Source organism: Streptomyces sp. NBC_01451, from assembly GCF_036227485.1.
Lineage (GTDB): Bacteria > Actinomycetota > Actinomycetes > Streptomycetales > Streptomycetaceae > Streptomyces.
The window spans coordinates 1-25191 of the sequence record NZ_CP109479.1; the positions used below are offsets into that span (position 1 = coordinate 1).

A 25191-nucleotide genomic window follows, 5' to 3' on the forward strand; every position below is an offset into this window, starting at 1 on the left:
CCATAGCGCTTCGCGCTATGCAAGCGAACAACCGTGCTGCGCACGATTGTTACGCCCCCGCTCCGCGTGAGCGCCAAGACCCTCACTGCGTGAGGCTCCATCAACTTGCCTGCTCCGCAGGCGAGTTGGGCTCGTTCCGCTGCGCTCCACGAGCCGCGACCGCGATGCGGCCGGCGCCTCGCGCGGGCCCGATCCGGGGCCTCCGCTGCGCTCCAGCCCCAACAGTCCACGCCCCACGGGGAACCGTAGGGAAAAGCGGCAACAGTAAGGGAGGTGAGGTGACGGAGTGTCGGGCCGGTAGCGGGATCCAAGGGCGGTGATTCGTTCGAGTGATGGCCAGTTGGCTAAAGTGCTTCACTTTAAAGTACTAGATAGACTCTGGACTCAGCAGGGAGAACAAATTTCGCGAGGAATAGCAACTCACATTCCGACTGCCGCTTTCCAAAGGAAGCTCAGATGCGGAATTCTAAATTGGGCGCGCGGAGGTATCAGGAGCCAAACGCCCCCCGGGTCGGAGGGCGGAACCGACCTCCGGCACCAGCCCCTCCTCGTTGCTACTCGATCTAGCTCGATTCGATTTCACTGCGTGTAGCATTGCGAGCCCCATTAAGCTCACCCTCTACCCAACGGAGTCCTATTCGGGTCTGCGGAATGAGATGATAGAATTCAACATTCCGTTGTTTCATTTGTGATCTAACCTCGTCGTGAGCAGCATAAACGATTATTGATCCGCCCGGGTTCAAAGATGCGGGAAGGGAGGCAGACCGCGCCGAATCTATGCTGGCTCCCCACTCAATATCCAAGTAGTGATAAAACTCCTCTCGCCACTTCTTTCGGTAGCGCAGTCTGACCTCCTGAATGTCGACCGCTTGCCGTCCTCGATTAGCAACAGTGATTGCGTAGGCGCCTTGGAAAGCGGGGTCTGACCAACTCCCAGATCCGTGCCGAATCTCTTCAAGCTGTACTTGGATTCGAGGCCCTGATTGAAGCCAAGAAACTATTTGCCAGCCAAGCGCCAGCGTTGCAACGACTAACGCGAGCCCGGCAATGAGTGGAGTTGTCATTCTAGAATGCTAGCAAAAAAATTTAAGATCTTTGTCGAAATGAGCCGGAAGAGGAAGTATCGCCGCTCTTGAAACCGGGGAGTTTCGCGAAGTTGCCACCCTCTCACTGGCAGCCAGGACAAGTTCTCCGCTCAACAAGTGCAACGCTCAGGCGAAAGATCGGATGAAGATGACAGTGAAGGAACTCCGCCCCCACCAGCGAGAGGCCGTGGGCGCCGTGCTGCGTGCGCTCGACCTACCTGCTCGCTCACTGGTGCCCGAGCAGGGTCTTCGTACGCAGGTACTCATGGCCACTGGGTCCGGCAAAACGCTGGTAGCCACCCACAGCGCGGAAGAGCTCCACGCGGGCCGTGTTCTGGTGATCGTGCCCTCGCTGGATCTGCTCGCCCAAACCGAGGCCGCGTGGCGTGAGGGAGGCCGCAGGGGCCCGATGATCGGGGTCTCGTCCCTGCGGGGTGAGGAGGTGTCCTTCCCCAACACCACGGACGTGGACGAGCTGGTGGAGTGGACGAGGGGCCTGGACAAGGTCACCGTGTACGCCACGTACGCCTCGCTCGGTCTGGGCACGCTGGAGCGGGCGCACGCCGCCGGCCTTTCGGCCTGGGATCTGATCGTCGTGGACGAGGCGCACCGGTGTTCGGGCCGGATCGGGAAGCCGTGGGCGGTCGTGCACGACAACCAGAAGATCCCGTCCCTGCGCCGGCTGTACATGACGGCCACGCCCCGGGTGTGGCAGCTCGGGGACGAGGACCAGGACAGCGCGCCCGGCGAACTGGTGGCGAGCATGGAAGACGACCCCAACTCCCCCTTCGGCAGCCGGTGTTTCAGCCTGACGCTGTCGGAGGCGATCGACCGGGGGATCTGTGCGCCGTACCAGGTGGTGTGTGTGGACATCACCGACACGCAGTTCCAGGCCGCCATGCTGCTGGGTGCCGAGGGCCGTTCTGACGAGATGCGCGGTGCGCGTCTCGCTGCTCTGCAGACGGCGTTGGTGAAGGCGTCAGCGGAAGAGGCCTTCAAGCGCACGCTCACGTTCCATCACGTCGTGAAGGAGGCCGAAGCCTTCTCCACCGGGGTCCCGGACGTGGCGGCGCAGCTGCATGACGACGATCCGGAGTTGTACCCGTCGACGGTGTGGGCGGACTGGCTGTGCGGCGATCACAAGCCGCTGCACCGTCGGCGGGTGCTCGGGGAGTTCGCCGACCTCATCGCCACCGACGGCACGGTGGCGGAGAAGGCGTTCCTCAGCTCGGTGAAGGTGCTGGGCGAGGGCGTCGACACCCGGAACTGTGACTCCGTGTACTTCGCCGACGTGCGCGGCTCGATGCCCGATCTGGTCCAGGCCGTGGGCCGGGCGCTGCGGATGCAGCCGGGCGAGGGCAAGATGGCCAGCTTGGTCGTGCCGGTGCTCCTGGGTCCTGGGGAGACGGCGGACAACATGCTCACGAGCCGGGCGTTCGGCGGGCTGGCGAAGCTGCTGGAGGCGCTGCGGGCGCACGACGCCCGGATCGTGGAGCAGCTCGCTGAGCAGCAGGCCCCGAGCCGCTACAAGCCCGTCCAGAAGGACGCCAAGGCCAGGCAGGGCGGCGAGAACGGGTCCGGTGGTCCGTCAGCTCCGGCGAAGGCGCTGTTGAAGTTCTCCACGCCGCGTGACCCGGCCGCGCTGGCCGCGTTCATCAACCTGCGGGTCCTCAACCCCGAGCACGAGCACTGGCGGCGCGGCATCGAGGCCGCCGTGCTGTACGCGGGCGAGGCCGGCGATCTGAAGGTGCCGTTCACGTACCGGGTGCCGAAGGGGCCCGAGGCAGTGGCGACGGGATGGCCGGCCTCGCTGGCCAACTTCCCCCTGGGGCAGTGGATCGCAGACGCCCGGCGTTTCTACGCCCGTGGGGACATGGACACCGACCGCGTCCAGCAGCTGGAGAAGCTGGGCATGGTGTGGTCGCACTTCGACGTCGCCTGGGAGGAAGGTCTGTCCGCCGCCCGTGGGTGGGCTGCCGAGAACGGGCACCTCCTGGCCCCGCTGGACGCCACCCACCAGGGCGCGAAGGTAGGCATCTGGCTCAAGAACGCCCGGGCTGCTACCCGGAAGGCTGCCGAGATCGAACGGCGGCGTGCCGAAGGGCTGCCTGTCGGTTCAGTTGCCGGCGCACTGTCGGAGGACCGGCGCGAGCAGCTGGAGGAGATCGACGCCTCGTGGTGCCCGGCCTGGCCCGTGGAATGGCAACGCGCCTTCCACCTCACCCGCCTACACCTGGACGAAGGCGGCGTACTGCCGACCGAGCCGGGTGACGTCCTGCGCCAGGGTGAGGACCTCGGGCGGTGGGTGCGCGCCCAGCGCCTGGGCTGGGACAAGCTCACCGCCGTGCAGCAGTGGATGTGTGAGCAGGTCCTCGGGATCGAGCCCGCGACCGAGGACGAGAAGCCCAAGGCGCGCCGTACCCAGGCCGACAAGTGGACCGCCAACCTGGCCGCCGCCACCCAGTACTACGAGCGTGAAGGCCATCTGATCGTCCCCCGCAAGCACATGGAGACAGTGCTCTCCGAAGAGGGATGGGAACTGCAGTTCCGCCTTGGAGCCTGGATCAGCAACCAGCGCTCCCGCGCGGCGACGCTCTCGCAGGAGCGGATCGAACAGTTGTCCTCGATCAGCATGCGCTGGACGTAGCGCCGCGTCACAAGACCCGCCGATTCCCCCATAACTCTGGTGTAGGGCACCAACTGCCTCTTCGGGGCCCGGGCCAAGTGTTCGGGCCTCTGGCATGCCCGCAACTTTCTCTCCGGCCGCTGCTGTCCGTGCTCCGTTCCGGCACCAGGGGGTGAAGTCCGTTACGCACGACGGCACGAGACGGCCGCTCAGTTCGCACCGTGGTCGAAAGGGTGCCGGGGCAATGCCAAGGGATATCTGTGCGACGCTGGTTCTACACCTCACACAGGTACGCCACCTGGTGAGGGCGGGCCGTCCGCGCGGCTTCCCCACGCGGACGATGCCACCACAGGTGTCCGCCACCCAGCCCGCTCTCACATCGCGGAGAACCGCGTGAAGATCCCTACGCCCATAGCTGCTGTCGGCTCCGGCCTGGGCACCACCGCCGTCGGCATGCCCTGGCCGATTGTGGTCCTGTGTGTCTGCGCCAACATGGTCCCGTCCGTCCTCGACTATCTGGCTCACCGGTACCGAACGCGGCGCCAGTTCGACTTCGCGGACAAGCTTCTGGAGACGACGAGCAGTCTCCCGGTGCGGAACCGTGCCGAGCTGACCCGCGATCTCACCCAGGTCGTCGCCCAGAACTCCTGCACGACTTCACCGGCCGGCCCGGACGGGCCTGCCCCAACTCCACTCACCGTCCTCGACAACCCGCCATGACTGATTGACCGCCGTGGCCGGGCGGGACAGGACCCGCTGGCCGCCCCCGCTCGGGCACCCCGCACCCCCCGCACCCCTCGGTCCCCTACGAGTGCAGTGGTTTAATGCCCTGTCGGTACGCCCCTCTCTCCGGGCCTCGGAGCAGGTTGAGGTAGGCGCGGCGCGGGCCAGGTGGGATCCCAGCGCCAGTCGCCCCAGGTGCCGACGTCCGCGAAGGGACCGGAGCGCTCCTCGATCATCGCGAGGACCTGGGTGCGGGCGTCGTCCACGGCCTGGTGCTCGGGGTCGGTGATGATGCCGAGCCGTCGCACGTGCGCGTACTCGTCTTCGTCCTTCCACTGCCACAGGCTCAGGTCGGGGTCGACGACCAGGTCCACGGTCAGGTCGAAGGTGTCGAACCCGTCCGTCCTGCGACAGGTGGGGTGTTCGAAGTTCACATACCAGTTCCGCATCCCGGCGAGTGTGTAGAAGGCGTTGATGCTGAACCATGCGGTCGGCGGCTTCCACAGCAGCAGCTCGGTTTCCTGCCACCGCCTGTCCTCGAGTTCCCACTCCCCCGCCGCTATCGCCTCGAACGCCTCCGTACTCACCGAACGGTCCCCGTCGGAACGGGCCTTGGCATACAGGGCGGGCCAGCGGGCCTCCGCTCCCGGCACACAAGCGGTCACCAGAGCCTCACCCGTGTCGGAGACGACACGCAGCGCCTGCTCGCTCCACACCCGCCCACTGCGGTACACGTCGCGCCGTACGACCGTCTGCCCCGTCTCGAAGCCGCGCACCCGGTTCCTCCTCCGTCCCGGCCGGGGCCCCTCGCACAGCAGCTCCAGCGTGGTCGCCACCATCAGAAGGGTGGCTCGTCGGCGTACCCGCCCGTCGACGGGGCGGATGAAGGCGGGGTGGTGGCCCACGGGTCATCCGGATTCGCCTGCGAGGGAGTGCCGCCCCACCCTCCGGTCGTTGCAGGCGGAGTACCGCCCCACCCTCCAGACGACCGCGACGGCGGAACCGCTGACGGGGTGGGAGGTAGCTCGGGCTGGACCTCGTCGATGTCGTCGTAGAGGAGCTGACGCAAGTGCTGCCGACAGGTGGTCGGATCGCCGTCATCGTTCCAGTCGCCGGGCTCCTGCCATCGCCTGCGGTCCGGATCCTGATTGCCCATCTCGCACAGGGCGCGCAGGACCGCGTCGACCCGCTCCCACCTGGCGATCGACTCTCCGCGCAGAAGCCGACGGATCGTCTCCCGGCTGACGGGAAAGGCATCGGTCATGGACCGGGTGGTCGCCGCGACGCGGGCGAGTGTAGGACGGCCGGCTTCGGTGTAGTGGAAGAACAGCTCTGCCACGAATGCTCGCCTGGTTCCGGGAGGCAGTTCGTCAGGACCGGGCATGCGCATCATCTGAGGCATCCGCCAACTCTGGCACGTCCAGGCCTCCTTCGACCTGTAAAAACCCGTACTGGCTAGGCATGACACCCCATATAGGCATGTGATGCCCCGTGTTGGGGTCATGAGGACTTGCAGTAACTCGCTTTGATGTCGTTTCAACTCGGGTGGACTTGTTTCGACAACTAGCTGTTTCCGCTGGTCAGAGCATGTTCGGAGGTGGTTTTGTTGCTCTCGTCCACCCCACGAGACCTCAAAAATCTCAAGGAGTGGACAACGGCACAGTCGTCGCCGGAAACGGCGACGGCCCCCTGGGGCACAGGGAGCCGTCTGCAGAAGACCGAACATCCCCAATGAAGGAGAAGCCCATGTCCAAGCCCGAGAGTAAGGGCAACAGCCCGGACCCGGAACCCCTCCCACCCCGGTGGATCCGGCGAGCCCGGCGGCTGCGGAACGAGGCAGGGCTGCACCTGCTCCGAGGCGCCGCCACCGCGGTCGGCGGCGCCGTCGTCGCGTACGGCGGCCTCTGGATCCAGTCGCGCTGACAACGGCCGGACAGACCCGAGCATGGCCGGCGGCAGCCTGTGCGGTCGTCGGCCCCCGAATGGTGGCCCTCAGCCTCCCAGAGCAGGGACCGCGTAGACCGGCTGCCCGGCGGCCAGCTCCGGCCCGCTACGGCCCGGCTGTCAAAACCCCTTTCGGTGGCCGGGCTTTCATCTGTCCGGGCGGTAATGCCGCAGAACCCGCACCGGTCCGTCGCTCGGCCCGGCAGACTGCCGCCATGCCCCGCACCAAGCAGACCGTGCAGTCCTACCCGCCCGGCAGGAAGTGGACCTGGTCCAGCCACCAGAGCGGCCACACCTGGACTGAGGAACTGGTCCTCTACCCCGAGGTGGACGGCAGCAGCATGTCGGACGACTACCTGCCCGATGAGGCCACCGCCACGGAGTTGTGGCGTACGTGGGTGGACCGGTACGCCGTCACCTACCACCCGGAGGATCCGGATCGATACCGGCTGGGTGAGGTGCCGATCTACTGGTCCGTCACCCTGCCCACGGTGACCGGGGTGTTCGAAGCGGCCCCACACACGGCCAGCGTGCTGTCCGAGGACTTCCTCACCCACTACACGCACCCCACCGCCGCCGACACCGGGGAGCGGCTGAACTGGGCGCGGCTGCCGGTCCTGGACCGCAGGTGGAATGCCACTGTGGCGGACAAAGGCGGCTTCATCCAGGAGGCCACCGGGTGGAAGCCGGCCGCGCTGCAACCGACGATGGACTATCTCCGTATCGGGGCAGCAGCCGGCCTGTACGTCCCCGATGTGTCCTGACCGGAGCCGACGGCCTTCAGGGAAGCCCATTGAGCGAGCAGCGTTCCGCTGATCCGGGCAAGTTGTACACGTGCAGCCGGCAGGCGTCCGCCGTGTCCCCACGGAGGAGTTCGGGGACGTCGGGCACTGCGGTATCGGGGGCACAGCGTGTCGGCCCGCGCTGCCGTACCCGTGGTGCGGGGCCAACGACCCGCATGTGAAACCGGGGCCGCCCGTTGTCCCGTGTACACGATCCGGTCGCCCGTACGGGAACCTGGGGAAGCCCTTGGATCAGGTGCTCACCTCGGTGATGGCGTCCGCGATCAGGACGGGCAGGTGGTTGATCGCCCGTTCCAAGAGCCGCTCGATCGGGACCGTGTGCGGGCTGGCATCGACGTTGATGTGCTTGCCCCAGGCCGCGGGCTCGTAGCGGGCAAGCATGGACAGCGTGTACAGCACGGCCCACCAGGCCATCAGCGGGTGTAGATCCCGCTTCATCGAGCCCAGGACCGGCAGGAAATACCGGCCCCCGGCGTAGCCGCGGGCCAAGGCCCTCAGGTGGGCCTGCCGCTCGGCCATGGTCGCCATCCCGTCGAACCCCGTGCCCACGCCCTCTGGTATCAGCCAGTTCATCGACAGCTGGCCTCCACCGTGGTCGTAACGGACGTAGTTCGGAAGCGCCGCCGCTCCCACATTCGAGTAGCTCTCGTGCTGGGCGACAGCCGGGTACGCAGTCAGAAAGTCGGCCAGCGCCTCACGGGTGCCGGCCTTGACGATCCGGTCGGGAATGTTGCACACGAACACGCTGAGCAAGGAGTGGTCGCCTTCGTCGACGCTGGCCTCGCTTGTGTGCAGCGGGGTGAGCCGGTCCCTGCTGGTGAGCGGGTAGTTGAGGTTCGGGGGCAGCAGGTCCCAGACGTCCTCCAGGCGCAGCGGGTCCATCTCCCACACCGGTGAGTCGAGGACCTTGCTGACCTTCACGAAGCTGCCCTGGGTGCCGGGAAGATCGGTGCGGATCTCGATGTCGGGGAACGGCTCGTGGAACGTCTTGCTCGTAATCCCGTGGGTGTTGAGGCGCCAGTCCTCGCCCTTAAGAGACCAGGCGGCGGCCGTGATGGCGCGGCCAGCCTGGCTGAGGCCGTAGAAGGTCAGGATCGGGCTCGTGGCCGGTCCCACGACGGCGGCGGCACGGAACAGCTGCTGAGCCTGTTCCAGGGCTGCCGAGTACGTCTTGCGGCGGGAGCCGGTATTGGCTCGGGCCGGCGGATTGGAGCGGCTGGCCCGCAGCCGCTCCCACGCCTCATCGGCGTCGAAATCGCTGTACATGGCCACGGACGCTACTGGCTTCCGGGTTGACCGCGCGGGTGAATTTGTGGGGATCACACGAGGTCCAGCACAGTCGGCAGGATCAGAGGGTAGCCAGCGCACTGATGAAGGACTGGAGCCAATCGAGATCGGCCTGCACCGCAGGCCCCTTGATTGCCTCACGCTTGATGCGCTGAGGCCTCTCGAGCCTCGTCAGGTCTCCCTCATGAACGATCATGTTGCGACGAAAGGAAATCTCATCAAGGCGTGCCTTGAGGTCCGCCGGCTTGGCAGCGGGCTGCATAGCGGCGGCCAGATTCCGCCAGACGTCCTTCTTGTCCAGCAGCTTCAGACCCTTCTCGATCTGGCCGGACCCCTGGAAGGTCATGGTCAGCAACTGCTCGTTCAGTGCGTTGCGGGCCTGCACCTGCGGCCGGTTCGCGATGCCGTTCTTGCGGGCCGCCACGGAGCCGTCTGCCATGGCGAGCATCTTGCCGAACGTGACGGGGACCTTCCTAAGTTCCTTGGGGAGGGGATGGGCGAAGGACACACTGCGGATCGCCCAGTGCATGTAGGTGTCCAAGGCAGCGACACCGAGGGCGAGCGACGTCCGCCGAATGTCCTCACGGACCAGATCTGCCAGGTTTGGCGCGTCGAGAGCGAGCAGGCCCCGGGCTCGAGCGAGTACGTCGTTGGCGGCATCGAGCGCGGTCATGGGCATAGGCCGATCCTAGAGCGCAACTATGTTGGCAACTCGGTCAGCAGACGCGTAGAAAGGCGGCAGCCGGTCCGATCACACCGGGCCCGAACTTGTCGCGGACCCGGGCGGACGTTCTGTTGAGCTGCCGGACATCCCGGGGGCTGGCGATGAGCTTGAGGACTACGTCGCCGCGCTGTTCCAGGCTTCGGGTCACTACGTGGAGAAGCAGATCGTGGAGTCTGATCCCGCGGACCTCCTGGAGCTCGACATCGTCACCACGGACTACGCGCATGAAGAGGCCGCGCGACGGCTGGTCGAGGTCAAGGGCGGGGGCTGGGGCTGGGGCTACACCGAACTCTTCAAGGTCGTCGGCTGGATGCGGTACCTGAAGATTCCTCGTAGCGCCTTCTTCATCACCCGGTGGGACGATCGAGCGACCGCGCCACGTCGAATGGCGCCGTTGGGGCTGGACGTCGTCTGCTTCGAGGACTTCAACACCGCTCCGGAGCACTTCACCGAGAAGGGCTTCGGAACGTTCACAGAGCCAGAACTTATCGATCTGTGGCGTCACTCCTACGGCGTCGAGCGCAAGTTCGTCAAGTTCATCCATAGGAAGGCCAAGGCGGGTGGCGAGGGGGCCCGGTCGGCAAAGACCTACCACCGGCAGATCAACAACGGCACCTTCTTCGCGCGGGCCCCGGAAGAGTCCCTGGCGATGTTGTACGAGGCGTACGGCGAGCACCCGAAGCTGACCCGCGGCTACGCCGATGAACTCGATGGAGGGACGTTCGACCCGCAGTCGGAAACTGCCAGCAGCGTGAGCTACAAGAGCATGCTTGAGGGGAAGCGCCCTGAACTACAGGCCTGCGCGTACCTTGAGCACCGCGCCCGGCTGTCGATCTTGAAGTCGGCCGTCGACTACGCGCTTGCGCATCCGGACGGCGCGCCGGAGTTCAGAATGTCGGAGGACCGAAATGTTTTCATCTTCCAAGGGCTGACCTATCACACTCTGCCAGCGACGTTCCACAGCGGCATGGCCTGGCTGGGTGAACAACCGAACTTCTGTCGCTACGCGACCTTCTGGCAGCAGTTGCTCTGGGGGTGGGGCGGGTTCTACCTCGATGATCGGGAAGAGCAGGAGTTCGAGTGGATGTCGAGGTACTCCGGCATCCCGGCCGATGAGATCCCGACGGCGCTTGAGGCATTCGACCGCTTCTTCCCCATCCCCGGCGGCTGGTTCGTTACGGCCGGGGAGACCGACGTTCGCATGGTCAAGATGGTGCCCTGGATCTTCCAGGGGATCGGCGCCCACCACCGCCGTGTTCAGTACAAGCTGAGCAAGGAGTCCGGTTTCCCTGAGCTGAACCCGAGCTCCCGATACACCAGCAGCGACCTCGCCAAGCACGTCAACTGCACCGTCGACTTCCTGCTCGATCAGTAGGACGCCAAGCGGTGAAGCCGACAACGAACGAGGGCAGGTCGTCGCGGGCAGGACAGCATCGGGGTTCTTGGTGGAAGGGATCCGGTGTGACGTGGACACCGCCGGAGCCGATGCTGAGCACTCCCGTACCCAAGCCTGATCTGTTGCCGGGCTGGGCGGGCGAGCAGAAGTGGGATGGGTTCCGGGCGTTGGTCTCCGTGGATGCGGGCCGGGCGGTGCTGCGCTCCAGGCGCGGCACCGAGATGAGTCCGGCGTGTCCGGAGGTCGTAGCCGGGGCCGTGCAGCTGCCGGACGCGACCGCGCTGGACGGCGTTATGTGACCTGATGCTGTGTCTCAGGTCGGGATGTCTCGCTGGGCTCCGGAGCGGCTGCCTGAGGGTGGCTACTGGATGTCGCTGGGGGAATCGATGATTTGGCCGTCATCGTCGGTGGTCTGTTCGACGTCGGCGCTGCGGGCGGAGACGGGGGACCCGGTGATGGTTCCGCCCCGGGTCGCGGTCTGTTCGATAACGGCTCCGTCGCGGCCGGTAGCTCCAGATGCCTCGATGCGGCCGTTGTGGTCGGCACGGATGCGGTGCCGGGACCGGCTGGTGGGCGGGCCGCTGGCGAGTGCCAGGAGCGCCAGCCAGGCTCCGGCTGCGGCGAGAACGGCCAGGGCTGCGGCCCAGGTCCAACTCCACTGATCAGTGATCTGGTTGGTGACCACGCCGGTCGCGATCGTGGTGAGGGCGCCTCCGACTGCCACGGTCTTCTGCATCGTTGTCGCCATGGTGGCCTTCCGCCTCGTGCCGTCGCCGTCGAGCTGTCAGAAGGTCGCTCTCCTGACGGTTCACCCTCTGCAGCGTCTGGCTTTATGTCAGATTAGCGGCGTAGGAGCTGTTCGGGTGGAGAGATGCGCGGTCGGGGTGAGCATGGGGGATGTCGGGGAGCTATTCACCGACCGTGAGGCAGCGCTGAGGGCTGTTGACGCCCTGGTGGCCGAAGGCGGTACAGGACGGATCCTGATGCTGACGGGTGTATCGGGGATGGGCAAGTCCACCGTGCTGGCTCGCCTGGTTGCGCGGCCGCCGGACCGCTGGGCGTGCGCGGTGGTCGACGCCGAAGTGCTGGTGTCGGGGATGGTGGTACGGGCCGAGGGCGGGGAGGAGGCCGCGCTAGAGCTGCTGCGCCTGGTCGGTGGCCGGTTGGCCGAGGTGGCGCCGTGGTGGCGCAGGCGCTGGCTGCGGCGGAAGGCGGCGGCGATCGGTGGCGTGCGGCCGTGGCGGGTCAATGTGCGGCAATGGGCCGGGTTCGGTGGCAGTATCAGCCACTCCCCTGTGCAGGTGTCCGCCGGTGCCCTCACGCAGGGCGAGCGGCGCGGGCAGTGGACCGGCCAGTTGGCGGAGGTGGCCCGCGCTGTGCGGCGGCGCCAGCTGGTGCTGCTGGTCGACACCAGCGAGCTGCTGGCCTACTTCGACGACGTCACCGCCGAGCAACCCCGCCCCGGGCGCCCCTACGGTGTCGCCAGTTGGTTCGTCACCGTCCTTGAGGAGTTGCTGGACCAGATGCCGGGACTTCGTGTGGTGCTTGCTGGCACCACCGCCCCCGCGTCGGTCGCAGCCGACAACCGTGACTGCGGCCGGATCGTCCGGGTGGAGCTGGAGCCGTGGGCGCCCGAGGACACCGGCAGGTACCTCGCCCGCCGTGGCCTGTCCGTCGATGCCCAGGCCGCAGTGGCGGTGACTGGTGCTGCGGGAGGGCTTCCCGTCGAGATCAGCTGGCTCATGGACATCCTCACCGGACAGCTCACCGACGGCCACGACCCGGCGTCTTCGTTCGGAGAGCTGGTCGCCGGCCTGGCCGAGCGGGCAGGTCCGGCTCGCAGGGCATGGCTGCGCAGCCACGTACTGGAGCGGATCAGCGACGGCACCTTGCACCTGCTGCACGCCGCCGCCGTCCTGGAAGTATTCACCCCTGACGCCCTGCTGGCCGTGGCACGCGACGGCGACTCGAACGGTGCGGCGAACAGGGAGGCCTTCGCCCGCCTAGAGCACAGCTCCTACATCCGTTCCCTGGACGCAGGTGCCGGTCAGTGGCGGGTGCACACCGTTCTGCGCGGCTGGCTCCTGGAGGCCGCGCGCGATCACGACGCACGGCAACCGCTGCCCGAACGCATCCTTCCGGCCCTGCACCGCGCGGCCGCCGAGTACCACGAAGCCCTCGCCACAAACGACCGGTGGTCCTTGCGCGCTGCCCACCACCGCTTCGCCACCGGCGATAACCGGCACAGTGCCGTGTGGACCGCCCACCTGACCCGCGCACTGGGCACCCAACCACTGGACACTCTGCGGATCCAGGAGCTGGCCGACGCCGCCCTAGTAGGACTCCGTTAGGTTGCTCTGGCTCTTGGGTTTGGGCTGGTGGCGGAGGTTCTGGGCAGGGGGCGGTGGCAGGTGGTGCAGGTGCCGGTCCAGCAGTTCAGCAGGTCCTGGATGGTGTCGAGGATCTGGTAGAGGGTGAGTCCGCTGTATCGGCTTTTGGGGCCAGGCGCTGTTCGGTGAGGAAGGCGTGGGCGGCGGTGACCAGGGTGACGTGGTGGTGCCACCCTGCCCAGGAACGTCCTTCGAAGTGGTCCAGGCCGAGGCCGTGCTTGAGTTCCCGGTAGTCGTGCTCGATGCGCCAGCGGATCTTGGCGAGGCGGACCAGTTCGGCCACCGGGGTGCCGGCGGGCAGGTTCGACAGCCAGTAGTCGGTGGGTGCTTCGGCGCCTTCGGGCCATTCGGCCAGCAGCGTGACCTCGGGCAGGACACCGTCCCACGAGCCCTCCTGCGCGCTCGCGGCGGCCTGGGCCAGACGGCGGGCCCTGACTCCGGCCGGCCGCACCCGCAGTGCCAGGAAGCGTGAGCGCATCGGTCCGCGGGAGCCTTCCCGCCAGGTCACCTCGGTGAACGCCTCGCGCCCGTGACCAGCGGCCAGAACGGACACGGAGGACGGCTTGTCCCGGTAGCGGGGCTGCGGCTTGCGGCCGTTGCCCGACCACGGCGGCGTGACCGGCTCGGCGTCGCAGCAGTGGACGGTGACATCCGAACGGACTGCCACGACATATCCGATGCCCCGGCTGTCCAGGCCGTCGCGGAAGTCGGCGTTCTGCCCGTAGCCGGCGTCGGCCACCACCACCGGCGGCACCAGACCCCACCCGGCCAGCTCATCGAGGGTGTCCAGGGCCAGGCGCCACTTCTCCCGGTGCCCGACCTCATCGGGCACCTGGCAGCGACGCCGGCGTTCGGTATCGCTGTCCCACTCCTTCGGCAGGAACAGCCGCCACTGAAGCGGGACGGAGGCGGTATCGGTGACCGCGTGCACGCTGACCGCCACCTGACAGTTCGCCTGTTTGCCCAGGGCCCCGCAGTACTGATGGGCCACGGCGACCGACATCTTCCCGTCCTTGGGAAACGACACGTCGTCGATGGCCCAGGCATCCGGGCCGATCAGCGGCACTATCCGCTGCGCGATCCGCCGCCGCACCGGCACCGGATCCCAGGTCGACTGGTTCACGAACTGCTGCAGGTTCTGCTCGTTGCCGTCCGGCAGCCGCGCAGCCATGGCCTGGATGGACTTGCGGCGGCCGTCCACCATCAGTCCCCGCAGATAACAGTCACCCTTGGCCCGCTGGTCCTTCCGCGGCACCGAAGAGAACACATCAGCCACGAACAACGCCAACTTCGCCCGAGCACGGTTCACTTCATGTGCGTCCACACACCCACCATGCCGCTGAACACCACCGACAGAAAGACCTAACGGAGTCCTACTAGCCGTCCCTGACCCCTCGGACACGCTGTCCGCGGTCTTCGCGGACGCTCACCTCGCCACCAGCCTGCTGGACTTCCATCGCGCCCAATATCTCTCCGCGCAACACCACGCCGAACAGGCTCTCGCCCTCTATGGGTCCCTTGACGGCTACAGTGAGGCGGTCCACACAGCGGCTCGCCTCGCCGGCCACGCCGCCTGGAAGCGGCCCCGCTACCAGGACTCCGTCACCCACTGGACCACCGCAACCACACCGCACACGCACGGGTCAGACGCGTTGGAGGGAACTCAGTGTGGAACAACCGCCAGAGGCGACAGCTATGCGCTCCGGGCGGCTCTCGCTGAAGCGGTGCTGGCAACCGGCGACGCACCCCGGGCCCGCACACTCATCGCAGCACTCCCCGCGGCATCTCCCGCTGCCCAGCTCGGCCCCATCACGAACGAGGCCCTCGGCGAGGTGGGCACTGGCACGCTCGCAGCCGCAGTCGCGGAGGCGCTGTCCGCGTACTTGCTGCCCGGCGCCCTGCCTGGCGACATGCTCCTCCTGCGTACCCGTACCGCTTACGCTCTGGACGACCACGACGAGGCTGCCGCCTATGCTCTCCACGTCCTGGAGCAGTCGAAGACCAGCGACCATCACACAGCCCTCGCTCACAACGTCCTAGCCCTCATCGCTTACAACTCCTGGGATTTAGAGCAGGCCCGCCAACACATTCGCCAAGGCCTCACCGCAGCCCGCCGCTGCCCCGACCAGAGTTGTCTGGTCCGACTTCTTCTGACCGATGCCGACCTCGCCGACCGCCGCTCAATGTGGGCACTACCGGGCATCAAACGTCAGTCGCCCATTCCACAGGTCACTGTTGCTGCGACACCCGCCGCGCCGACGACCAGCATGTCTCTCACACAGCGCACCGAATCAGCCCACCAGCGCGAACTCGCCGCCAGGCAACGTACCGCTGCGGAGAGTCTCGCCACTCAGCTCAACGACTCTCAGTTGCACGCACAGGCCATCGCTGCCCGTGATCCAGTAGCCGCCCTCACCGTCTACCGTGCTATTGGCGACCTGCATGGGGAAGCCGCCGCCCTGGGGTTGATGGCGGATGTCGCTGGCGAACGCGGCGACCTCGACCAGGTCGAGGAACTCGCCAACCAGGCCCTCACCCTCTACCGCACGCTCGGCAACCGGCGCAGAGAAGCCGACACCCAGGAGACCCTGGCAAGCGCCGCTTATCTGCGCAACGACCCAGACCGGGTCGAGGAACTCGCCAACCAGGCCCTCACCCTCTACCGCACGCTCGGCAACCGGCGCGGAGAAGCCAACGTCCTGGGGCTCCTCGCAGACGCCGCCCTCCAGCGCACCGACCTCAACAGGGTCGAGGAACTCGCCAACCAGGCCCTCACCCTCTACCGCACTCTCGGCAACCGGCGCGGAGAAGCCAACACCCTTGGGGTCCTGGCGAGCGCCGCCCTCCAGCGCACCGACCCCGACCTGGTCGAGGAACTCGCCAACCAGGCCCTCGCTCTCCACCGCGTCCTCGGCAACCGGCGTGAAGAAGCCAACACCCTTGGAATCCTGGCGGACGCCGCCCGCCAGCGCGGCGTCCCCAGCCTCGTCGAGGAACTCGCCAACCAGGCCCTCGCTCTCCACCGCACTCTCGGCAACCGGCGCGGAGAAGCCACCGCCCTGCATCTCCTGGCGGACGCCGCCCGCCAGCGCGGCGATACGAGGACCGCGCGCCACACCCTCGCAGAGGCAGCCGCGCTGTACGAGCAGATCGGGATGGTCCAGCAGGCGGCTTCATGCCGCCAGGAGCTACAACGGTGGTGACACAGGAGATGCACAACTCCGCCCGCTACATGGGCTTGGCATGAGACACGAGCGGCAACTCACATAGACGGCGAGCTGATCGTTTGGGACGCCGCGGGCCGCCTCGCGTTCGAGCGGCTGCAGAACCGGCTTGCCCGGCGCGGGGCCGGGGCGGCCCTGGCGGCAGAGGAGTGGCCGGCCCACTTCGTCGCCTTCGACATCCTGGCCCACCCTGCGGCAGGCCTCCCCGACCTGCGGCCGCGTCCGTACTCGGAGCGGCGCCAGGTCCTCCTGGACGTGCTCGCCGACGTCGGTCCGCCGATCGTGCCGGTGTGGTCGACCACCGACCGGGACGGGGCCCTGCTCTGGTACGAGGCGCTCGAAGGGACCGGTGCGGAGGGGATCGTGGCGAAGCCGCTCCGGTCGGCGTACAGGGCGGGCCGCGTGTGGTCAAAGATCAGACACGCGGACACGGTCGACGCCACCGTGGTCGGTTTCACCGGCACCCCCCGGCATCCGAAGGCGCTCGCCGTACGGCTGCCTGACGGACGCATCGCGCTGTCCCAGCGGCTGACCACGGCGCTCGCCTCCGTCGTCGCCCCGCACCTGGTCCCCCAGTCCGGGCGGGCGGTCCCGACGGCCGGCGACTCCTACACCCCCGCCACCGGTGATGTGGTGGTGGAGGTCGTGGCGGGCACGACCCGGCACGCGGTCGTGACCGTGGTCCGGCTGCGCTGACCGGTGACCATGTGGATCGGCAGCCGAGGGAAACTCTGATCGGGGGGAGAGGGCTACTTGGCAGAATCCGGTGTGTGGGAACAGCACAGCACACATCGCGGCAGCACCTCGTATCCCAGGTCCTGCTCAAAGAGTTCACGATGCCCGAGCCGAAGGACAGTAGCCAGCAGCTGCTCCCGTTCGACCTGCACAACCCCGGACACGTACACAAGCGGATGCCCCCCAGCCGATGCGGCTGGGTCGAGAACTTCGTCGCCGTCGACTCCCCATTCATCGAAGCACTGTGGAACAACGTGGAGAGGCGCGTACGTGCGGCGCTTGCCGCCGTGCACGCCGGCACTCCGTTCGCCGACCCGCTTCACGTGGACGTGCTGCGCGACCTCATCGTGCTCCACAACGTCCGGTCGCTCCACTACCGCGATGTGCATACCGACTCGGTCGAGCGGGCCCGAACGCACCTGGTCGCCAAGGTGATCACCCAGTATCCGGAGCAGCTGCGCCTCGAGGCACTGCGCGAGACGGGCCTGTACCTGTCCGGCCCGGCTGCCCTGGGCGCCTTCGCCGAACGTCTCATCGAACGGTCCCCGACTATGCGCGACCGCGAGAGCGGCAAGCTCTTCCGCACCAGCATCGAGGACACCTTCCACAAAATGCGGGACCTGGCGTCGACGCGGCGGCTGGAGGTGATCACGCCCGAGACGGGCCAGTTCCTGATCGGCGACAACCCGGCCCTGACCCTGTCCATGAAGGGAAGCCGCACCATGTACGGCATGGCGTTCCTTGACGCCCAGACCCTCGTACTTCCCATCGGCCCACGGCACATGCTGTCCTTGGGCGCCGAGGACGTCATGCTCACCGCTTCCCAGTCCTTCGTCGACCGCCTCAACGCCCTGCAGATCCACGCCGCCCACCGCTACGTCTACATGCACCCCGCGAGCGGCCTGGAACCGTTCGTGGAACGACGTGCACAGCGACGACTGGCCGGAGACCGGACCACCTGACAGGCGATCGTCATTGCTGTACCTCTGCGAGGGCCAGCGGCGGCGTGTCAGCCTGCGCATCCGAGCCGACCGGCTGATTCAAGTCCAGGTAGCAGCGCAGCCGTACACCGGGCTGGCCGACGTCGTGCGTCGTGCGCTCCGCTGACGACGTCGCCCACCGGTCGGCGAGCAGCTGCTGGAAGGCGAGCGCGGTGGCGTCGTCGGCGGCTGCGACGTCGACGACGACCAAGCCGGGCCTGCTGACGTGTACCTCGTTGATCGGGTCCATGTACGCCACTACGCCCGGATGTCCGGGAAGGTTCCGGCGGCCCGGCGCCTTCACCCGACCGGGTAGTACCGGGCACGACAGCCACGGACCGGTGCCAGCGACACTGGACGATCAGCCAGATACGAGAACGGCCTGGCTGACGCGCATGAACTCCAGGTAGGCGAGCTTCATCTCCTGCCCGTCCTCAGCCACCATCTCCGCCCAGTCCGCGCGCATAGTATCTGCGGGCCGGTCTGCCAGTTCCTCGCTCGCGAACCGGAGCGTGCTCACGAACCGCTCTGTCATGCGCCGCAGGGTGCCACCCGCGAGCTGGACGGAGTCAGGCCCCAAGAGCGCCAAGTGGCTGCACGCGGTGAGGAGTTTGAACAAGGCTTCCGCGTAGGCCTGCAACGACGCCTCATCCAGCACCGTGCCCGCTTCGAGCTGCTCACGCCGCCGGATGGACTCGACATTGAAGACGGCGTACATGTCCATCACCTGCAGACATGCCTTCTGCCGCTCCTGACGAACCCATTGCTCTTGTGCCAGAGCAGCCTGGTCGCGAACCTGAGCCCGTACGGCGGCCGCGTTCACCTCTGCGCCGATCCGAGCCCCACGTACTGCGGCACGCCCACCAGCAAGAGCACCGACGACCGCGCCAACAAGCCCGGCGATGCCTGCGACAACCGCTGCCCACCCTTGATCCACGCGTTCGAACCTGTCAGAGGCCCGGGGCCCCAGGAGGCGTTTCACCTAACACTGGCCGCATCACTATCAGCGCGGTGGCCACTTCCAGCCGTGGAGGTCAGGGGCTGGGGCCGCCCCCGCCCGCCGCGCCCCAGCCTCCGAGGAAGCTGGACAGGGCGCGGCGTTGCTGATCCTCGCGAGCAACCTCTTCGGTATCCATCCCCAGACCGCGCACCGGTGGGCTCTGTTCGCGCAGGACAGCTGGGCGGACTACCTCGCGGCCTGCGAAGCCACTACCGAATAGCACAGGGCCCGGAGGGCCGACGCACAGTTGCAGAAGCAGGCTGACATCGGTTCAGGGCACCAGGCGTAGCAGGGCGGCGGTCATGGCGATCAGCGTCTCGGCCTGCTCTCGGGTGTAGGTGAAGGTCTTGGTGACCGCGTCCGCGTGCACCGCGCCGCTTGCCTGGTCGTCGATGGCGGAGCGAATGATTGCCCATCGTTCGTCCTGAGCGCGCTGCTTTCTGTCCTTCGCAAACCCGGGCCAGTTCCACCCGCAGTGCAGTTCGATGTACTCCAGCGCCTGACGCACTTTGAGGATCGCTGCGTCGATCTCTTCCGGGCCGCCGCCGAGTTGGCGTTGGGCAGCGCGCAGGAGGATCACGGCCTCCTGCCGGGGGTCGTCCTCGGCGGGAAAGGGCACTGCCATCTCCACTGCCAGCGACTTGCCCAGTCCGGCCAGTTGGTCGCGCCAGCGGCTGGCCGCGACCGAGATGTAAAGCGTGGACTGCCCGGCGCCCGGGTACAGGCCGGCCGCTGCCTGCGGCAGCACTGCTTCAATTTCCAGCTTGAGGTTCAGATCATTGGACCGGCCCTGTTCGAGGGCGATCACCTGGGCGCTGGTAAGGAGGTAGCGCAAGGTCGCGTGACGTACCTCTCCCGGGGTGAAGGGGAGGTGGCAGACGGCTGAGCCGAGCCAGTCGTTGTGGCCGCCAGCCGATACGGCAAACAGGTTCGTGGGCAGGATCATCAGCCGTCCGGCCTTCTCCGGCTGCGGGGTCTGGACCGCGAGCGTCAGCTTGAGACTGTGGGTGCCCGCCGCTTTCTCGATCGTCAGACTGTTGTCGACGAGGGACACCGCCGCTGTCCCCAGTTCGGTGTCGAACCCGATCCGATCCATCCCAACATCCTTCCGTGCAGTCCGTAGTGCCCCGATTGTGACTGCCCGTTCGGTTGTCCGCCGCACGTTTTTGCGCGATCCGGCACAATGCCCGTACGCCCCGGGGCATGGTCGACAGCCTCTGGGAGTATCGAGGCTGGTCGGATCGCCTCTCAGGCTTGCAGGAGGACCTCATGGCGAACTCGTCCCAGCGTGGCCGGAACCTGGTCAGCCTGTACCTGTTCATCGACACCAACACCCTGATCGGCGCCCTCCACCGGAACACCGCAGCCGATGAGGCGGCCAGGGAGTTGTTCCGTCTCTGGGAGACGGGTTGGATCGGGTTGGCGCGCACGGACACGATGGACACGGAGCGCTTCGAGGGCCAGGACGCCGAGACCCGGGCCCAGCGAGAGGAAGAGGCCGCTGATCTCCCTGAAGCCCTCGGCCCGTTTGTCTTCGATCATTCCCGCTTCGATGCCTCGGTGTTCGCTTCCGGCGAGGACACGACCCGCGTCGAAGACGTCTTCGCGATCGTCTTCCCGACGAAGGTCGTGTCGACAGCGAGGAAGAACGAGGTCCGCGACGCCATGCACGTGGCCACAGCAGCCCGCTACGGGGGCCACGCGTTCGTCACCAACGACGGGGCCCTACTCAGGAAGGACCGTGAGATCGCCGAGCTGCTGGGCATAAGAGTCTGGTCCCCTGAGCAGGCGCTGACGGAAGTCAAGAGCAGGGTGGTGGCCCGCCGTCGGCTCCATGAACTCGAACCCGACAGAGGGCCGTTGCCTGCCGACTAGTTGTGCTATCCCACGAGGGCGCTGATCACCACAGTTGTCTTGTCGCCGCGGTGGCCTGCCGCGTCCGGTTGAGCGGTGCCTCGGAGCCAGGCCGCCCCCGGAGCCGAGGGCGGTCGCGTCGTCGGCTGCGGCAATGTCGACGACCAGCTGGCCCGCTTCCGCCACGTGTACTTCCTGGATCGGATCCATGCCCGGCATGACGATCCGGCAGACGCCGGGGTTCCGGCAGCCGGGTGGATTCATCCCAACGAGTACGGCCCCGGATCGCGGTCTCGCCCTGTCCGCGTGCGACCGGGTCAGGAGCGTGCGGTAGGTGTGGCTGGCAGCAGTGCCGCGGCCTCGCGGACGGTGGTCTGGAGAGAGTCGTGGACACTCACGTCCGGCCGGGCGTGCCGCAGTTGTTCCAGGACGTCCGGGCGGCGCGGGATATGGGTGCTGACGCACTGCCCTGGGCCGAACGGGAAGCACGTGACACCGCGAGAGAAGTCCAAGGGCTCAGGGCACGCGACGCATAGTCCAGAGTCGGGGGAACCGTAGTGACCTGGAATGCACGGCCGAGGTGCGCCCAGGCCATTGGTGTCCGTCCGTGGCGCACGGGGCCGGATACGACATTCTCAGGTGGCCGATCGGCAGCCAGGTCGGGAGAACTGGTGGCAGAGGGTGGGTGACGAGCGGATGATGCGCGTCTATGGGGATGCGGGGGCGCTGGGGCGTCCGGGTAGCGATCACGTTGTGCGTGACGGCCGGGGTGTGGCTGCTGGTGACGGCGCTGCGCGACGGGTGGGGTGGCGCGGACCCTTTGGCAAGTGTGTTCGACTCCGTGGCGGGGCTGGCCGCTTTGGTGCTCTCTCTGCGGGCAGTTCCCGCGCCCCGGCCACTCGTGGCCCGGCCGGCTCCGCCGGAGGTACCGGAATGGTGGGTGGACCGGGACGAGGCCGACGCGGTCATCCGGGCGGTGCGTGACAGCACCCGCCGGTGGCGGGGCGGCGGGTCGGTGGCGATTACGGCTGGGCTGCACGGGGCGGGCGGATTCGGCAAGACCACTCTGGCGAAGTACGTTGCCGCGCAGCGGTCGGTACAACGGCGCTTCCCTGGCGGCGTTCATCTGATCACGATCGGGCGGGACGTACGGGGGCGTGCGGCCGTTGCCGCGAAGGTCGCCGAGGAGACCCGCCTGATCACCGGCGACACCGTCGAGACCGGCTCGGACCCCGAGCGTGCCGGAGACCGCCTCGGCGGCTTGCTCGCGCAGCGCCCCCGCACCCTCCTGGTGATCGACGACGTGTGGGAGTACGAGCAGCTTGCCCCGTTTCTCCGCGGAGCCCAACGGTCATGCGTGCGGCTAGTCACCACCCGCAGATCCGACGTACTTCCTGCTGGGGCAGTTCGGATCGAAGTCGACCGCATGGCCGAACAACAGGCTCGGCGTCTGCTCGCCCACCGCCTGCCCGTCCTGCCCCGACGGGATGTGATGGAGGCTCTGGTGGAGGCGACCGGGCGGTGGGCTCTGCTGCTGGGCATCGCCAACAAGTTCATCGCCGAACAGACGGCAACCGGCGCCGACCCCACAACGGCGGCGAGAACGCTCCTGGAACGGCTGCGCGCCGGCGGGCCAGCCGTTCAGGATCCCGAGGCCACGCTCGATCTCAATGATCCCGACCGCCGCAACACCGCCGTCAGCGCCAGCATCAAGGCTGCCACCACTCTCCTCCAACCCGGTGACGCCGAGGACCGCTTCACCGAACTCGGTGTCTTCGCCGAGGACGAGGCAGTGCCCATGGTTCTGGTGACAGCCCTCTGGGGGGCCACCAGCGGCCGGGACGAAGCGGCCACGCGGTCGCTGTGCAAACAGATGGCCGACCTGTCCCTCCTCCAGATCGACACCACAGTGCCCGGCGGATCCCTCACCCTCCACGACGTCATCCGCGACTACCTGCGTGCCCAGCTCGGCACTAATGGACTACAGGCCGCCAACACCGTCCTGCTCGATGCCCTCGCCCCGAGCCTGCCACCCACCGACGATGGCGTGGCGTGGTGGCAGACCACTATCGGCTATCTCCAGGACCATCTCATCGAGCATCTCCTTGATGCCGGACGCACGACTCAGGCTCAAACAACAGCGGGAGACTTCCGGTGGATGCGCGCCCGACTGCATCAGCGCGGTCCCACTGCACCCTGGCGCGACCTCGACCGCATCGGCCTCCCTGCCCGCACGCTGGCCCGGCAACTGGCTTGCGCCGCCCACCTGCTGGCCCCGACCGACCCGCCCCACGCCCTCGACGCGATCTTGCGCAGTCGCATCACCGACGCCCCCCCACTGGCCCACCGCTCCACTGCCCGCAGGGCCACCTGGCCTCATCAACCGCTGGCCGCCCCCAGACCTGCCCCACCCTGCCCTGCTCCGCACCCTGACCGGCCACACCGACATGGTGAATGCGGTGGCCTTCAGCCCCGACAGCACCCGGCTCGTTACCGCCAGCAATGATCGGACCGTGCGGATCTGGGACCCGGCCACCGGACGAGAACTCCGCACCCTGACCGGCCACACCAACGGAGTGAATGCGGTGGCCTTCAGCCCCAACAGCACCTGGCTCGCCACCGCGGCCTTCGACTGGACCGTGCGGATCTGGGACCCCACCACCGGACGAGAACTCCGCACCCTGACCGGCCACACCAACGGAGTGAATGCGGTGGCCTTCAGCCCCAACAGCACCTGGCTCGCCACCGCGGCCTTCGACTGGACCGTGCGGATCTGGGACCCCACCACCGGACGAGAACTCCGCACCCTGACCGGCCACACCAACGGAGTGAATGCGGTGGCCTTCAGCCCCAACAGCACCTGGCTCGCCACCGCCAGCAACGATGGAACCGTGCGGATCTGGGACCCCACCATCCTTGAGGTGCTGCAGACGCCCCGCGCCCGAACCGGCCCCGCACATTCGATGGCGTTCAGCCCCGACGGCACCTGGCTCGCCACCGCCAGCTTCGATCAGACCGTGCGGATGTGCGACCCGGCCACCGGACGAGAACTCCGCACCCTGACCGGCCACACCGACGGCGTGAATTCGGTGGCCTTCAGCCCCGACGGCACATGGCTCGCCACCACCAGCAACGATCGGACCGTGCGGATCTGGGACCCCACCACCGGACGAGAACTCCACACGCTGACCAGCAACACCGACACGGTGAATGCGTTGGCGTTCAGCCCCGACAGCACCCGGCTCGCCACCGCCGCCTTCAACGGAACTGTGCGGATCTGGGACCCGGCCACCGGCCGAGAACTCCGCACCCTGACCGGCCACACCGACATGGTGAATTCGTTGGCGTTCAGCCCCGATGGCGCCTGGCTCGCCACCGCCAGCTTCGATCGGACCGTGCGGATCTGGGACCCCACCACCGGCACCGCCTCACGCACCCTGACTGGCCACACCGACGGCGTGAATTCGGTGGCCTTCAGCCCCGACGGCACATGGCTCGCCACCGCCAGCTTCGATCGGACCGTGCGGATCTGGGACCCGGCCACCAGCCGAGAACTCCGCACCCTGATCAGCCACACCAACGTAATGAATTCGGTGGCCTTCAGCCCCGACAGCGCCTGGCTCGCCACCACCAGCTACGACGGCACCGTACAGGTCTGGAGCCCCGACACAGGCTTGGTGCTGACCATGATTCGCACTGACAGCCACTTGTTCTGTTGTTCCTGGACTCCCGACGGGCGTGCACTGCTTGTGGGCGGAGTGGAAGGGCTTTTTGGTTACAACCTTTACCCGGGCTCCCCTGCCGGGTGATCCACCGCGCCTTCGGTACGCGGGCGTATCGGCCCTCACTAGGCTCTCAGCCTGCGTACCGAAACTCTGGCGGATAGCGAGGCGGCACAGCCACCGACTCACATGGCTGCGCTATTCGCACCTCTTCATTCCTTTGGTTCTGATGTGCGATGTCCGTGCCGCCGGAGGTCCCGCTCAGGCTCGGAGTTCGGTTCGAAGCAACCATCGGGGTCGAGTCCAGGGAAGCCGACGACGGCGATCGCGTCCAGCAGTTCCCGTACGAGCGCCTGGGCATCGGGACTACCGGAAGGGTAGGCGCGCAGCACGGGGGCCAGCCTCCAGGCGCCGAGTTCCGGGTGCGGGCGCAGCATCTGCTCGATGGACTCGATACTCAGGACGCCGCCGGCGGCCAGGCCGTCCAGGCCTCTGTCGGTGCTCGCCTGTGCGGACAGGATCCGTGTCCGGTGTTCCTCGGTCGCCTCCGGCTTCCACCGGCCGTGCACGTAGTCGGCGGTCAGGGCGTCGGCCAGGAGCTGCAGTTCATCCGTCTCACCGGTCAGCGTACGAATTCAGGGAGCAGGCTGGGCTGCCGCCCCTGATCTCCGATGTTGTCCGCCAGCGCCCGCTCGCCT

General features: G+C 67.4%; 23 protein-coding genes and 1 pseudogene. 13 read left to right on the forward strand and 11 right to left on the reverse strand.

Annotated features, from left to right (window positions below):
- Positions 1–1233: 1233 nt before the first annotated feature.
- On the forward strand, positions 1234–3732 hold the full coding sequence (locus OG595_RS00005; RefSeq protein WP_329282540.1) for a DEAD/DEAH box helicase: 2499 nt from the start codon (positions 1234–1236) through the stop codon (positions 3730–3732).
- A 372-nt stretch (positions 3733–4104) separates the two neighbouring features.
- Positions 4105–4431 (forward strand): hypothetical protein, encoded by a 327-nt coding sequence (locus OG595_RS00010; RefSeq protein ID WP_329266502.1) that lies wholly within the window; start codon positions 4105–4107, stop codon positions 4429–4431.
- A 101-nt stretch (positions 4432–4532) separates the two neighbouring features.
- On the opposite strand, the gene OG595_RS00015 is transcribed toward OG595_RS00010, so the two are convergent.
- On the reverse strand, positions 4533–5339 hold the full coding sequence (locus OG595_RS00015; RefSeq protein WP_329266504.1) for a DUF402 domain-containing protein: 807 nt from the start codon (positions 5337–5339) through the stop codon (positions 4533–4535).
- Entirely contained in the window at positions 5273–5773 is a 501-nt protein-coding gene (locus OG595_RS00020; RefSeq protein ID WP_329266506.1) for a hypothetical protein, read from the reverse strand. Before OG595_RS00020 ends, OG595_RS00015 begins: the two co-directional genes overlap by 67 nt.
- A gap of 407 nt (positions 5774–6180) precedes the next feature.
- Between OG595_RS00020 and OG595_RS00025 the strand changes: the two genes are divergently transcribed.
- Entirely contained in the window at positions 6181–6357 is a 177-nt protein-coding gene (locus OG595_RS00025) for a hypothetical protein (RefSeq protein WP_329266507.1), read from the forward strand.
- Positions 6358–6593: 236 nt separating this feature from the next.
- A complete protein-coding gene (locus OG595_RS00030) occupies positions 6594–7142 on the forward strand; it encodes a hypothetical protein (protein ID WP_329266509.1) in 549 nt (182 codons plus the stop codon).
- Positions 7143–7412: 270 nt separating this feature from the next.
- Here OG595_RS00030 and OG595_RS00035 read toward each other — a convergent pair whose 3' ends face one another.
- Positions 7413–8447: a YaaC family protein gene (locus OG595_RS00035; protein ID WP_329266511.1), complete on the reverse strand. Its 1035-nt coding sequence runs from the start codon at positions 8445–8447 to the stop codon at positions 7413–7415.
- An 82-nt stretch (positions 8448–8529) separates the two neighbouring features.
- On the reverse strand, positions 8530–9147 hold the full coding sequence (locus tag OG595_RS00040; RefSeq protein WP_329266513.1) for a hypothetical protein: 618 nt from the start codon (positions 9145–9147) through the stop codon (positions 8530–8532).
- Between the two features lie 196 nt (positions 9148–9343).
- On the opposite strand from OG595_RS00040, the gene OG595_RS00045 reads away from it, so the two are divergent.
- Together OG595_RS00045 and OG595_RS00050 are read left to right on the forward strand one after the other, a co-directional pair.
- Positions 9344–10567, forward strand: a complete 1224-nt coding sequence (locus OG595_RS00045; protein WP_329266515.1) for a hypothetical protein — start codon at positions 9344–9346, stop codon at positions 10565–10567.
- 86 nt (positions 10568–10653) lie between these two features.
- Complete coding sequence (locus tag OG595_RS00050) at positions 10654–10887, forward strand: hypothetical protein (protein ID WP_329266517.1); 234 nt, start codon at positions 10654–10656, stop codon at positions 10885–10887.
- 62 nt (positions 10888–10949) lie between these two features.
- Here OG595_RS00050 and OG595_RS00055 read toward each other — a convergent pair whose 3' ends face one another.
- Positions 10950–11336, reverse strand: coding sequence for a hypothetical protein (locus OG595_RS00055; protein ID WP_329266519.1), 387 nt, complete (start codon positions 11334–11336; stop codon positions 10950–10952).
- Positions 11337–11571: 235 nt separating this feature from the next.
- Here OG595_RS00055 and OG595_RS00060 point away from each other — a divergent pair, with 235 nt between their 5' ends.
- Positions 11572–12939 (forward strand): hypothetical protein, encoded by a 1368-nt coding sequence (locus OG595_RS00060; protein WP_329266521.1) that lies wholly within the window; start codon positions 11572–11574, stop codon positions 12937–12939.
- Positions 12940–13024: 85 nt separating this feature from the next.
- Here OG595_RS00060 and OG595_RS00065 read toward each other — a convergent pair whose 3' ends face one another.
- Positions 13025–14302, reverse strand: coding sequence for an IS701 family transposase (locus tag OG595_RS00065; RefSeq protein WP_329266523.1), 1278 nt, complete (start codon positions 14300–14302; stop codon positions 13025–13027).
- A 400-nt stretch (positions 14303–14702) separates the two neighbouring features.
- Between OG595_RS00065 and OG595_RS00070 the strand changes: the two genes are divergently transcribed.
- The 3 genes from OG595_RS00070 to OG595_RS00080 all read left to right on the forward strand — a co-directional run bounded on the left by OG595_RS00070 (position 14703) and on the right by OG595_RS00080 (position 17899).
- Positions 14703–16181 (forward strand): tetratricopeptide repeat protein, encoded by a 1479-nt coding sequence (locus tag OG595_RS00070; RefSeq protein WP_329266525.1) that lies wholly within the window; start codon positions 14703–14705, stop codon positions 16179–16181.
- 63 nt (positions 16182–16244) lie between these two features.
- Complete coding sequence (locus OG595_RS00075; protein WP_329282543.1) at positions 16245–16898, forward strand: ATP-dependent DNA ligase; 654 nt, start codon at positions 16245–16247, stop codon at positions 16896–16898.
- A gap of 74 nt (positions 16899–16972) precedes the next feature.
- Positions 16973–17899 carry a DUF4238 domain-containing protein gene (locus tag OG595_RS00080; protein WP_329266526.1) on the forward strand — a complete coding sequence of 309 codons (927 nt, stop codon included), beginning with the start codon at positions 16973–16975 and terminating at the stop codon, positions 17897–17899.
- 10 nt (positions 17900–17909) lie between these two features.
- On the opposite strand, the gene OG595_RS00085 is transcribed toward OG595_RS00080, so the two are convergent.
- The 3 genes from OG595_RS00085 to OG595_RS00095 form a co-directional block, all read right to left on the reverse strand.
- Entirely contained in the window at positions 17910–18167 is a 258-nt protein-coding gene (locus OG595_RS00085; protein WP_329266529.1) for a DUF6207 family protein, read from the reverse strand.
- A 111-nt stretch (positions 18168–18278) separates the two neighbouring features.
- Positions 18279–18635: a hypothetical protein gene (locus OG595_RS00090; RefSeq protein ID WP_329266531.1), complete on the reverse strand. Its 357-nt coding sequence runs from the start codon at positions 18633–18635 to the stop codon at positions 18279–18281.
- A gap of 553 nt (positions 18636–19188) precedes the next feature.
- Positions 19189–20013 (reverse strand): hypothetical protein, encoded by an 825-nt coding sequence (locus OG595_RS00095; protein ID WP_329266533.1) that lies wholly within the window; start codon positions 20011–20013, stop codon positions 19189–19191.
- 173 nt (positions 20014–20186) lie between these two features.
- Here OG595_RS00095 and OG595_RS00100 point away from each other — a divergent pair, with 173 nt between their 5' ends.
- Positions 20187–20792 carry a type II toxin-antitoxin system VapC family toxin gene (locus tag OG595_RS00100; RefSeq protein ID WP_329266535.1) on the forward strand — a complete coding sequence of 202 codons (606 nt, stop codon included), beginning with the start codon at positions 20187–20189 and terminating at the stop codon, positions 20790–20792.
- 90 nt (positions 20793–20882) lie between these two features.
- Here the strand turns inward: OG595_RS00100 and OG595_RS00105 are convergent.
- Positions 20883–21035 (reverse strand): annotated as a pseudogene (locus OG595_RS00105) (DUF6207 family protein); the annotation flags it as partial.
- A gap of 493 nt (positions 21036–21528) precedes the next feature.
- Here OG595_RS00105 and OG595_RS00110 point away from each other — a divergent pair.
- Together OG595_RS00110 and OG595_RS00115 are read left to right on the forward strand one after the other, a co-directional pair.
- A complete protein-coding gene (locus OG595_RS00110) occupies positions 21529–23277 on the forward strand; it encodes an NB-ARC domain-containing protein (RefSeq protein ID WP_329266537.1) in 1749 nt (582 codons plus the stop codon).
- On the forward strand, positions 23231–24580 hold the full coding sequence (locus tag OG595_RS00115; RefSeq protein WP_329266539.1) for a WD40 repeat domain-containing protein: 1350 nt from the start codon (positions 23231–23233) through the stop codon (positions 24578–24580). Before OG595_RS00110 ends, OG595_RS00115 begins: the two co-directional genes overlap by 47 nt.
- 125 nt (positions 24581–24705) lie before the next feature.
- Here the strand turns inward: OG595_RS00115 and OG595_RS00120 are convergent, their stop codons facing one another.
- Positions 24706–25062: a hypothetical protein gene (locus OG595_RS00120; protein WP_329266540.1), complete on the reverse strand. Its 357-nt coding sequence runs from the start codon at positions 25060–25062 to the stop codon at positions 24706–24708.
- Between the last annotated feature and the right edge of the window lie 129 nt (positions 25063–25191).